The sequence below is a fragment of the Streptomyces sp. DH12 genome (assembly GCF_020873895.1).
Classification (GTDB): domain Bacteria; phylum Actinomycetota; class Actinomycetes; order Streptomycetales; family Streptomycetaceae; genus Streptomyces.
On record NZ_JAHWGT010000043.1, the window covers coordinates 45,413 to 56,852 of the forward strand.

Here is an 11,440-nt window from a genome sequence, read left to right on the forward strand (position 1 = left end):
CAGACGGCGGCGCACGGGGTCCTCCGGGCGGGGGAGCGGGGCGGGCGGGCGAAGCTGCACGCCCCCTGCATACCACCCGCCCCTCACGTCACTTCAGCGCGGCCTTCATCATGGCGCGGGCCACGGGCGCCGCCAGGCCGTTGCCGCTCACCTCCGCGCGGGCGGCGGCGGAGTCCTCCACGAACACGGCGACCGCCACCTCCTCGCCGCTGTCCCCGTCCTTCGCGTACGAGGTGAACCAGGCGTACGGCTTCTCGCTGTTGTCCACGCCGCGCTGCGCCGTGCCGGTCTTGCCGCCGACCTCGGCGCCGTCCAGGCGGGCGTTGCCGCCCGTGCCCTCCTCGACCACGGTCACCATGGCGGACCGCAACTGCCCGGCGGTGGACGGCGACACGATCCGCCGCCCCTCGCCGTCCGGGCGGCCCTCCAGCCGGTCGCCGTCCGCGTCGACGACCTCCGACACCAGGTGCGGCGCGGCCAGCACGCCGTCGTTGGCGATGGCGGCCGACACCATGGCGATCTGGAGCGGCGTGGCCGTCACGTCGAACTGCCCGATGCCCGACAGCGCCGTCTGCGCCGCGTCCATCCCCGACGGGTACACGCTCGGGTGGGCCCGCACGGGCACGTCCTGCTCGGTGTCGTCGAAGCCGAACCTCTCCGCCGTGGCCCTGACCTCGTCCTGCCCCAGGTCGACGGCGAGCTTGCCGAAGACGTTGTTGCACGAGTAGCGCAGGGCGGTGCGGATGGAGGCGTTCTCGCAGGGCGCGGAGGGGTTCTCGTTGACCAGGTCGCGCGTCGACTGCGGCAGCCGGTACGGGTTCGGGCTGTCCGTCGGCTCGTCGACCGACGCGTACAGCCCCTTCTCCAGGGCCGCCGCCGCGACGACCAGCTTGAAGGTCGAGCCGGGGGCGACGGGGTACCGGATCGCCCGGTTCACCAGCGGCTTGTCCGGGTCGGCTTCGAGCCGTTTCCACGCGTCGGCGCCGTCGGACCCGGCGATCGCCGACGGGTCGTAGGAGGGAGTGCTGACCATGCCGAGGATCCGGCCCGTCCTCGGGTCGATCGCCACGGCGGCGCCCTTCTTCCCGCGGAGCGCCGCGAAGCCGGCCTTCTGCACGGCCGGGTCGATCGTCGTCAGGACGTCGCCCGGTTCGGTCCGCTCGCCGGTCAGCGCGTCGAGGGGGTCGCCCAGCCGGGGGTCGGTGCCGTCGAGCACCCCGGCGAAGACGCCCTCCAGCTGCGTCGCGCCGTACACCTGCGAGCGGAACCCGGTCACCGCCGCGTACAGCTCGCCGTCGTTGTACGTCCGCCGGTACGCCAGGTCGCCGCGCTCCGTGCGGGCCGAGCCGGTGACCGCCGTGCCGCCCACCACGATGTCGCCGAGCGGCTGCGCGTACCGCGCGATGACGTTCCGCCGGTTGTCGTCGTCGTCCGCCAGGGCCTTCGCTTCGTACGCCTGCACCCAGGTCGCCCGCAGCAGCAGGGCGAACACCAGCAGCAGGGAGAAGACGGCCGCTCTTCTGATCGTCTTGTTCATCCCCTTGTCCGACGAGCGGCCCGGGGCGGGATGTTCCCGTCCGTCCGGTTTCTCAGGGAATCCTCATCCGGGCCGGGACGCCCGGGGCGCCGAGGCGCCGTCACCCGGGCGTGACGAACCCCGCCTCGTACGCCGCGATGACCGCCTGCGTCCGGTCCCGCGCGCCGGTCTTCGCCAGCACCGCCGCCACGTGCGTCTTCACCGTCGCCGGCCCGACGCCGAGGCGCTCGGCGACCTCCGCGTTGGTCAGGCCCCGCGCCACCAGCCGCAGGACGTCGGCCTCCCGCTCGGTCAGCCGTGCCACCCAGGGGGCCGCCGGCGCGGGGCCGCCGGGCCGCCCGTACCGCTCGGCCAGCCCGCGCACCGCCGCCGGGTACAGCAGCGAGTCGCCGCGCGCCACCAGCCGCACCGCCGCGACCAGTTCCTCGGCGGCCGCCCGCTTGAGCAGGAACCCGGCGGCGCCGGCGCGCAGCGCGTCGTACACGTACGCGTCGTTCTCGAACGTCGTCACCACCAGGACGCGCGGCGGCCGCGGCATCGTCGTGAGCAGGAGCTCGGTGGCGCGGATCCCGTCGACCTCCGGCATGCGCACGTCCATCAGCACCACGTCCGGCTCCACTTCGCGGACCACGGACACCGCCTCGGCGCCGGTGGCGGCCTCGCCGACGACCTCCAGCCCCTCCTCGGCGGAGAGGATGACGCGCAGCGCCGTACGGACCATCCGCTCGTCGTCGGCGAGCACGATCCGGGTCACCGCCGGCCCCCCGTCAGCGGCAGCCGCACGCTCAGCCGCCACACCGCCCCGCCCTCCGCGGGGCCGCAGACCGCGCTGCCCCCGAGCAGCGCGGCCCGCTCGGCGACGCCGCGCAGTCCGCGGCCGCCGCCCGGGCGGACGACCGGCGCGCGGCCGGTCAGCGGGTTCTCCATGGTGACCTCCAACTCCCCGTCGGCCGCGCGCAGCCGCAGCGCGACCGGTGCGGCCCCTCCGTGGCGCAGCGCGTTGCTGAGCCCTTCCTGCACGATCCGGTACGCCTCCCGGGACACCCGCTCCGGGAGCGGCCCGGCCGGGCCGGCGGCCGGGTCGCGGACCACGGCCAGCCCGCTGTGGGCGAGCAGCGCGTCCAGCGCCTCCAGTCCGGGCCCGGCGGCGGCCCCGTCGGCGGCCTCGTCCGCGTCGGGGTCGTCCCGGCGCAGCAGCCCGAGCACCGCGTCGAGTTCGGCGACGGTGCGCCGGGTGGTCTCCTCGATGGCCGTCAGCGCCTCCCGGACGAACCCGAGGTCGGGTTCCGGCGCGTCGACGACCCGCCGGGCCGCCCCCGCCTGGAGGGTGACGGCGCTCAGCGCGTGGCCCACCGAGTCGTGCAGCTCGCGGGCGAGCCGGTTGCGGACGGCCAGTTCGGCGGCGCGCCGCTCGGCCGCCGCCAGCCGGTCGGCGGGGGTCGGTCCGAGCAGGGCCGGGGCCTGCCGCGCCAGCAGCGCCCCGGCGCCGGCGGAAGCGGCGGCCAGGGCCACCAGCATCAGCAGCCCCGCCGGCACCCCGAGGACCGGCCACCACGGGGCGGCGAGCCCCGGATACGCGTCCACCGCCGAGGCGCGCAGCTCCGCCGAGAACGGCAGTGCCATCGTGACGAGCGCGAACGGCGGCAGCGCCAGCGACGCCCCGGCGACCAGCCCGCCCAGGGCGAGGTGGAGCGTGAACCAGCAGGCGGTCCGCGCCCGCGCCGCGCGGGAGCCGGCCGGCCCGTCGGCGTACCGCCGCGCCGGCACCCCGCACAGCGCGCGGGCCGCCGCCACGGACAGCGGCCGGGCGAGCGGGAAGAGCGCGGTGACGGCGGCCGGCGGCAGGGCGAGCGCGTACGCCCCGAACTGCGCCGCGACCGAGCCGCCGAAGGGGCCGCCGGCCGCCGTGAACGGCGCCAGCACGACGGAGGCGAGCAGCCAGTACGGCATCAGCAGCGCCCCGCCCAGCACCAGGTGCACCCAGCGCCGCCGCGCCCGCCGCCCCAGCAGCACGGCCCCAGCCCGCCGCGTCCGGCCCGCGGCGCCCGTCCGGCGCACGCCGCCGGCGCCGCCCGTGCCACCGCGACCGTCCGGCGGCGGGCCCCCGCCGTCCGTGCCGCCGCTCACCCGGCGCGCCTGCGCAGGAACACCGCCAGGCAGCCGGCCAGTACCGTCCCCGTGATCATCTCGTCAGCGTAGGTGAGGACCTGGAGCAGCGGGGGCTCGTCGGTCGGATCGGCCCCGGGGATCAGGGACGCGAGGAACAGCCAGCCGCCCCAGCAGCCGACCGCCGCCGAGCCGGCCCAGCCGACCGCCAGCGGCAGCCGCACGGGCAGGCGGGGCGCGCTGCGGAGGACCAGCGCCACGACGCCCGCCGCGGCGGCGAGCGCGTAGAGCCCGCGCAGCGCCTCCAGGGCGTGGAAGCCCGGCGGGGGAGCGGCGCGCAGGTCCGGGGACAGGCCGACGGTGACGCCGCACGCCCAGGCCAGGTGGAGCGCGGCGGCGGGCAGCAGGAGCAGCGAGGCGACGACGGCGGCCGCGCGCGGCCCGGGGCCGGACACGGCGGCGGAGAGGTCCCACACCGTGCCGCGCCACACGTGGCCCCAGCGGCCCCGCGCGTACCGGAAGGCCAACGCCCCGAGGGCGAGGGCCTGCACGATGAAGCCGCCGTAGACGACGGTGAACACCCACCCGTCCAGGAACTCCCCGGAGGCGCCCTCCCCGAGCGCCGGCCCGCCCGCCGCCGCCGCGAGGCTCTGCACGGGGTAGCCGACCACGATGGGCAGGAGCAGCCCCGTGGCCGCCCACAGCGGCGGCACCAGGAGCCAGGCGGGGACGCGCGCGCCCCAGCGCTGCGTGAGCAGCAGGGCCAGGACGATGACGGCGGTGTCCATCAGCAGGGTGGCGGTGTTGGCCGCGGCCGCGAGCCCGGGCCGCTCCAGGAGCAGGCTGCCGTCGGGGATGCCGACGCGGCTGCCGGAGAGCCAGGCGGCCTTGAGGGCGAGGTAGGGCAGGCACGCGCCGATCGCGACGGCTCGGGCGGCGCGGGCGGCGGGGCCCGGACGGGCGCCGGGACGGGGCCGCGACGGGGGGCGGGGGCGGGCGGGTGCCGGGCCCGCGGGTGCCGGGTCGGCGGTGTGCGGGGGACCCGGGTCGGCGGGTGCCGGGCCGGCGGTGTGCGGGGGCGTCGTCATGCCTCCACGCTCCCGCCCCGGCGGCTCCCGGCGCCTCCTGCCCGCCGACGATCCCCCTCCGCCGCACGGCGGAGCCGCGCCGACCGCAGGTCGCACCCGTGCCGGTCGTACGCCCGGCACCGGGGGGTCAGGCGGGGAGGACGAGCACCACTTCGTCGGTCTCCTCACCCCGCCCGTGCGCCCAGTCCCGGTCGTGACCGACCACGGTGAACCCGCAGGTGCGCAGCGCCCGCAGGGACGCCGCGTTGTCGGCGGCGGCGCGCGCGTGGAGCGGCCGCTCCGGGACGAGGTCGAGCAGTGCGCGCAGGGCCGCGGTGGCCAGGCCGCGGCCCCAGTGCGCGCGGTCGATCCAGTACGTGACCTGCCGGTCGTCCGGCGGTCCGTACACGGCGGCGTGGCCCACGGGCACGCCGTCCGCCAGCACGGTGCGGTGGACGCCCTCGGAGGGGAGGACACGGGCCCAGTGCGCGTCGAACGCGGCCCGGTCGTCGGGGTCGGGGGCGGTGAAGGCCGCCACGCGGCGGGCCTGCGGGTCCCGCATCAGGTAGAAGAACAGGTCGAGGTCGGCGGGGAGGACCGGCCGCAGCGACACGGCGACGGGCGCGGCCACCGGCTTCCCCGCTCCCGGCTGCCGGGCCGACGGCTCCCCGGCCACCGGTTCCCCCGCCACCGGCTCCCCGGCGACCGGCTCCGTGCGCATCGGGTCGCCGGGCATCAGAGCCTCCGGGTGGCGAGCGTGAGCCGGTCCCGGGCGTCGAAGAGCGCGTCCTTGATCATCTGCTCGTGCGCGGGGGTGAGCCGGGCGACCGGCACCGAGCAGCTGACCGCGTCGCGCGCGGGCGTCCGGTACGGGATGGCGATGCCGAAGCAGCGCAGCCCGAGGGTGTTCTCCTCGCGGTCGACGGCGTACCCCTGCTCGCGGACCGCGTGCAGCTCCTCGATGAGTCGCTCCCGGTCGGTGACCGTGTGCTCGGTGAGGGCGGGCAGCGTCTCCGGCAGCAGCTTGCGCACCTGCTCGTCGGTGTACGTGGCGAGCAGCGCCTTGCCGAGGGAGGTGGAGTGGGCGGGCAGGCGCCGGCCGACGCGGGTGAAGGGGCGCAGGTAGTGCTGGGACTGGCGGGTCGCCAGGTAGACGACGTTGGTGCCGTCGAGGCGGGCGAGGTGGATGGTCTCGGTGGTGTCGTCGGAGAGCCGGTCCAGGGTCGGGCGGGCGGCCGCGACGACCTCGTCGCCGTCGATGTAGGACGTGCCGACGAGCAGGGCGCGCACGCCGATGCCGTACCGCGTGCCCGTCGCGTCCGTCTCCACCCAGCCCAGCTCAACCAGGGTGCGCAGCAGCATGTACAGGCTGGACTTCGGGTAGCCGACCGCCTCCTGGACCGCGGCCAGCGAGTGCATCCCGGGGCTGCCCGCGAAGTACTCGAGCAACTCCACGGTGCGGACGGCGGATTTGACCTGCGCTCCGCCGGCTTCGGTAGCAGTCATCGCCCTTGACCCCTTCAGACGCCCGTTAATAGAGTCCCAGCATATTCATCATCAGGAACGTCGTTCAGAATACCGAACAAGCGATGAGCGCACAGCCGGAGAGGACGTCCGCGGTGTCTGGAACCCAAGTCTGGAGTGTCGACCCCCGAACCGGGAAGCGGCGGGAGGCGGTCGCGTCGGAGGCCACGGCCGCGGACGTGGACCGCGCCGTACGGGCCGCCCACGACGCCCGGGCGGCCCTCGCCGACCGGGCCGTGCGCGCCGCGTTCCTGCGGACCGCCGCCGACCGGCTCCACGCCGCGAAGGACCGGCTCGTCGCCGCGGCGGACGCCGAGACCGCCCTCGGCGCGCCCCGCCTCACCGGCGAACTGGCCCGCAGCTGCTACCAGTTGCGCGCCTTCGCCGACATCGTGGACGAGGGGGCGTTCCTCGACGTCATCATCGACCACCCGGACGACACGGCGACGCCGCCCGTGCCCGACCTGCGCCGCTACAAGGTGCCGTTGGGCGTCGTCGCCGTCTACGCCGCCTCCAACTTCCCCTTCGCCTTCTCCGTGCCCGGCGGCGACACCGCCAGCGCCCTCGCCGCGGGCTGCCCGGTCGTCGTCAAGGCCCACCCGGACCACCCGGCCACCTCCGAACTGGTCGCGGCCGTACTGCGGGAGGCCGCGGCCGAGCACGACCTGCCCGAGGGGGTCGTCGGCCTCGTGCACGGCTTCGACGCCGGCGTCGAGCTGGTCCGCCACCCGCTGGTCGCGGCGGCGGGCTTCACCGGGTCAGTACGCGGCGGGCGCGCCCTGTTCGACGCGGCGGCCGCCCGGCCGGTCCCGATCCCCTTCCACGGCGAGCTGGGCTCCCTCAACCCGGTCGTGGTCACCGAGGCCGCCGCGGCGGAGCGGGCCGAGGAGATCGGCGCGGGCCTGGCGGGTTCCATGACGCTCGGCGTCGGCCAGTTCTGCGTCAAGCCCGGCCTGGTCCTCACCCCGGAGGGCGAGGCGGGCGACCGGCTCGTGAAGGCCCTCGCCGAGGCCGTGGCGTCGGTCGGGGAGGGCGTCCTGCTCGACGGGCGCATGCGCGACAACTTCGTCGCCGGCGTCACCGAGCGCGCCGAGCTGCCCGACGTGCAGGCCCCGGTGGCCCCCGGCGCCGGCGGCGACCGCACGGTGGCGGCCGGCTTCCTCACCGTGCCCGCCGCGCGCCTCGCCTCCGAAGGCCCCCACGACCTGCTCCTGGAGGAGTGCTTCGGCCCCGTCACGGTGGTCGCCCGGTACACGACGCGCGACGAGGCCACCGCCGTCCTCTCCCGCCTCCCCGGCAACCTCACCGCCACGCTCCACGTGTCGACCGGCGAGGCGGAGGACGGCGGGGACGGCACCGCGCTGCTCACCGAACTCACCCCGCTCGCCGGCCGCGTGGTCGTCAACGGCTGGCCCACGGGCGTCGCCGTCGCCCACGCCCAGCAGCACGGCGGGCCCTACCCGGCCACCACCTCCACCTCCACGTCCGTCGGCGGCACCGCCGTCGAACGCTGGCTCCGCCCGGTCGCCTACCAGTCCACCCCGCCCGCGCTCCTCCCTCCGGAGCTGCGCGACGACAACCCCCTCGGCCTGCCGCGCCGGGTCGACGGCCGCCCGGAGCGCTGATCCCGGGGCGGACCGCGCCGCGCGCCCGGTCGGGGGCGCGCGGCGCCGTGCCGGGTCGCGTGCCGGGTCCCGCACGCCGTCTATCCCGTGCCGGGCCCCGGCGCGGCGGGCGGCGGCCCGAGGGGGCATGATCGCCCCATGCCTCATCTCGGACTGGTGACCGTGGTCGTCCGCGACTACGACGAAGCGATCGCCCACTACAGGGACGCCCTCGGCTTCGAGCTGCGCGAGGACACCCCGCGCGGCGACGGCGGCCGCTGGGTCGTCGTCGCCCCGCCCGGCTCGCGCGAGACGGCGCTGCTGCTCGCCCGGGCCGCCACCGAGGACCAGCGGGCCCGCGTCGGCGACCAGACGGGCGGCCGGGTCGGCTGGTTCCTGACCACGGACGACTTCGACCGGGACCACGCGCGGATGACCGCCGCCGGGGTCACCTTCCTGGAGCCGCCGCGTCACGAGCCGTACGGGACGGTCGCCGTCTTCAGCGACCTCTACGGCAACCGGTGGGACCTCATCCAGCCCGCCGACGCCTGACGGCGCCCGCCCCGCCGCGCCCGGCGGTCCTCGCCCCCGCCCCCGCCCTCCGGCCCGGCGCTCAGCCGATCCGCAGCGCCAGCAGGCAGGCGTCGTCCTCGTGCGCGGCGCGGCCGTACTCCTCCGACAGCCGGTCGACCACGCGCTGCGGCGACACACCGCCGATGGAGGCGAGGTGCTCGGCGAGCGCGTCCACCCCCTCCATGAGGTCCCGCCCCCGCCGCTCCACCACCCCGTCGGTGTAGAGCAGCAGCAGGTCCCCGTCCTCCAGCGGCAACTCGGCCGTCTCGTAGGCGTGGTCCGGCACCACCCCGAGCAGCGGGCCGCGGTGGTCCGTCGGCAGCGCGAACGTCTTCCCGCCCCGCAGCAGCAGGGGCGCCGGGTGGCCCGCGCTCGCCCACCGCAGGACGCGGTCGGGGCCGATGTGCCCGACCACCACCGTCGCCGTCGCGGCGGCGGGGTCGACGCACACCAGCTCGTTCAGCCAGGTGGTGATGTCGCCGGCGCTCGCACCCACCTGGGCGAGGCCCGCCACCGCGTACCGCTGCTGCGCCATCCGCGCCACCGCGTCCAGACCGTGCCCCTGCGCGTCGCCCACCGCGATCAGCGCGCGCCCGTCCGGCTGCCGCCGGCACTTGTACCAGTCGCCGCCGACGGCCGCGTCGGGCTCCGCCGGCAGATAGGCGGCCGCCGCGCTCACGCCCACCTCGGCCAGCCCCTCCGAGTACGTCGGCAGCACCGCGTCCCGCAGGACGGACGCCACGTGCCGTTCGGCCTCCGCCTGCTGCCGCAGCTCCCGCGCCTCGCTCTCCTTGGCGACCAGCCGGCGCCGGCTGCGCATCTGCGGGGTCAGGTCGCGGGCCACCATGTGCACCGCCCACGGCCTCCCGTCCGTCCCGGCCACCGGCCGGCCCAGCAGGTCCACCGTGCGGACCTCGCCGACCACGTTGAAGCGGATGCGGGTCCAGGCGGGCTCCTCACCGGACAGCACCGACGCGAGGAACTCCCCGAACGCCCCCATGTCCTCGTCCAGGACCGCGTCGCACATCTCCAGCAGCGACCACGGCAGCTGCGGGTCCGCGCGGAAGACGCGCTGCATGCCCTCGGACCAGGAGACCGCCCCCGACAGCAGGTCCCAGCGGCCCCACCCCATCGACGCCAGGTGCTGGGCGTCGATCGTCAGCAGCTCCGCCTGGCTGCGTACCGGCCGCCACGTCATCAGCAGCCGGTCGCCGCAGGCCGCCGCGTGATGGACGAGCTGCACCCGCTTCAGACGGCCGAAGCGCTCCTCGGTGTAGTCCACGACCAGGCCGTTCAGGGCCCGGCCGGTCTCCAGCACCGACACCAGCGCCGGCAGCAGCCCGCTGGCGGCGGCGCCCGGCCGGGCCTCGAAGTACGGGCGCCCCACCTGCTGGTCGGGCGGCACCAGCCAGTCGGCGGAACGCACGTGGTTGCCGGCCCGGATGTGGAAGTCGGTGATCGCACCCGCCTCGTCGCGCACCGGCTCCAGCAGCGCGGCGGACGCGGGGATCGCGGGGAGCGTCGCGCACAGGCAGTGCGCCGGGTCGTGCGCGGGGTCCTCGCCGAAGCAGGTGTGCGGCGCGCCGTTGCCCTGCCCGCACGGGCACTGCGTGGCCGCGCCGCCCGCGCCCGCCACGCCGGCGGCCTCGGCGGCCCGGGCGTCCGCCCGCGCCTCGGCCGCCCCGACCACGCCCCCGGCCTCCTCGGTCGCCTGCCGCACGTCGGCCCGCAGGGCCGCCGTCTCGCGTTCGATGAACGCCTTGAGGGTCACCACGTCGAAGGAACGGGGCAGAGTCATGGCCGGGGCCTTCCCTGGGGGACGGGGACAGCCCACCACCACTACCGCGTTTCCCCGGACCACCCCGGCAGACGCGCCCACCACCCCACCCCGACGCCTCCCCCGGGGGAACAGCCCCACCCACCCCCCAGGTACCCGCCCGCACCATGCCCGAGCGCGCGCCCCGGGGAACGGGATCGGAGGCGGCGGTGTCGGGGGACGGTGGTGCGGAGGCGGCCTCCACGACCTTCCGCGCCCACGCCGACGATTCTGGAGGGACGACCACACACGCGCGTCGAGATCCGGACGCCCCTCCCACGCGGCCCGAGGGCGATCACACGGAAGGGGCGAACAGGGATCGACTACGCCCTGGTGGCGCGAGCGATCAGGGTTCCGATGTGGCCGGGCGTGGGAGCGTCGAGGACGTGTACATGCGGATCCGTGAACCCGGCCTTGAGTAGGAAGCCGGTCCACCTGCGCGCTGTGTAGCTGTACCGGTAGGTGTACATGGCCTTCCCGGCGAATCCGCCCTTGTACATGCCCTGTGGACCGTACGCCCCGGGGATGGCGGGCGGGTGAGAGAACGCGAAGACCCCGCCGGGGTTGAGTCGCTGCGCTACGAGCGGCAGGAGCTTGGCCGGGTCGGTGAACCAGACCGCGCCGAAAACCGAATAGATGGCGTCGTACGTCTCGGTGCTCTCGCGGAGATGGTCCAGGACTTCGGCGCACACGAACCGCGCCCCCAACGGGCCCCAACGCTCGGTGGTGTTCGCCACCATGACGGGCGACACGTCCAGGCCGGTGGCCTTGACCCCCTGCTGTGCCAGGCAGGCGAGTGCCCGCCCTGTGCCGCATCCGATTTCGAGGGCGGTTGTCGGCGTGCCGAGGATTTCGGGTCCGGGGCCGTGGCCGGGGTACTGGGTCCAGCAGAACACCGGATCTGACTCGAAGACCTTGTTCTTCGTGCTCTCGGCGAAGGCGTCCCAGAGTTCGCGCTCGGCGTCGATGTCGTGTCGTGCGGGCAACGGGCTTTCCTCGCTGTGGTGTGGGGACCGCGGCGGTGCCCCCGTCCCCGGGGGGAAGGCGGGGGCAGGCACTCCAGTGCCGGATCAGTGGCTGTCGGGGACCTTGTTGTCACACGAAAAGGTTGTTGCCCCGATAAGCAACCGAATAGTGGCTGTCTCTTAAACACATCTGACGCAGCCGACGAATCAAGTTGTGTAGATCTCGGTGGGCGCCGTATCATGAAAAA

The 11,440-nt window shown here is 76.0% G+C and carries 10 protein-coding genes; 2 read left to right on the forward strand and 8 right to left on the reverse strand.

The genetic code is table 11. The features are described from left to right. Positions 1-88 precede the first annotated feature (88 nt). From LPA54_RS28920 to LPA54_RS28945, 6 genes are all read right to left on the reverse strand, one after another. Entirely contained in the window at positions 89-1,537 is a 1,449-nt protein-coding gene (locus LPA54_RS28920; RefSeq protein ID WP_228983200.1) for a penicillin-binding protein 2, read from the reverse strand. Between the two features lie 100 nt (positions 1,538-1,637). Continuing rightward, the gene (locus tag LPA54_RS28925; RefSeq protein ID WP_308112902.1) at positions 1,638-2,291 is read right to left on the reverse strand and encodes a response regulator transcription factor; all 654 of its coding nucleotides are present in this window, start codon (positions 2,289-2,291) and stop codon (positions 1,638-1,640) included. Continuing rightward, positions 2,288-3,595, reverse strand: coding sequence for a histidine kinase (locus LPA54_RS28930; RefSeq protein WP_228983241.1), 1,308 nt, complete (start codon positions 3,593-3,595; stop codon positions 2,288-2,290). The genes LPA54_RS28925 and LPA54_RS28930 overlap by 4 nt, the downstream gene beginning before the upstream one ends. Positions 3,596-3,660: 65 nt before the next feature. Next, positions 3,661-4,731: a hypothetical protein gene (locus tag LPA54_RS28935; protein WP_228983203.1), complete on the reverse strand. Its 1,071-nt coding sequence runs from the start codon at positions 4,729-4,731 to the stop codon at positions 3,661-3,663. Positions 4,732-4,858: 127 nt separating this feature from the next. Beyond that, complete coding sequence (locus tag LPA54_RS28940; RefSeq protein WP_267487753.1) at positions 4,859-5,446, reverse strand: GNAT family N-acetyltransferase; 588 nt, start codon at positions 5,444-5,446, stop codon at positions 4,859-4,861. Further along, complete coding sequence (locus LPA54_RS28945) at positions 5,446-6,216, reverse strand: IclR family transcriptional regulator (RefSeq protein ID WP_228983206.1); 771 nt, start codon at positions 6,214-6,216, stop codon at positions 5,446-5,448. The genes LPA54_RS28940 and LPA54_RS28945 overlap by 1 nt, the downstream gene beginning before the upstream one ends. 113 nt (positions 6,217-6,329) lie before the next feature. Between LPA54_RS28945 and LPA54_RS28950 the strand changes: the two genes are divergently transcribed. Both LPA54_RS28950 and LPA54_RS28955 read left to right on the forward strand, forming a co-directional pair. Beyond that, positions 6,330-7,859, forward strand: coding sequence for an aldehyde dehydrogenase (NADP(+)) (locus tag LPA54_RS28950; protein WP_228983208.1), 1,530 nt, complete (start codon positions 6,330-6,332; stop codon positions 7,857-7,859). A 138-nt stretch (positions 7,860-7,997) separates the two neighbouring features. After that, the gene (locus LPA54_RS28955; protein WP_228983211.1) at positions 7,998-8,390 is read left to right on the forward strand and encodes a VOC family protein; all 393 of its coding nucleotides are present in this window, start codon (positions 7,998-8,000) and stop codon (positions 8,388-8,390) included. Between the two features lie 61 nt (positions 8,391-8,451). On the opposite strand, the gene LPA54_RS28960 is transcribed toward LPA54_RS28955, so the two are convergent. Beyond that, positions 8,452-10,209, reverse strand: coding sequence for a PP2C family protein-serine/threonine phosphatase (locus LPA54_RS28960; protein WP_228983213.1), 1,758 nt, complete (start codon positions 10,207-10,209; stop codon positions 8,452-8,454). Positions 10,210-10,550: 341 nt separating this feature from the next. Further along, the gene (locus tag LPA54_RS28965; RefSeq protein WP_228983217.1) at positions 10,551-11,213 is read right to left on the reverse strand and encodes a class I SAM-dependent methyltransferase; all 663 of its coding nucleotides are present in this window, start codon (positions 11,211-11,213) and stop codon (positions 10,551-10,553) included. Positions 11,214-11,440: the final 227 nt, after the last annotated feature.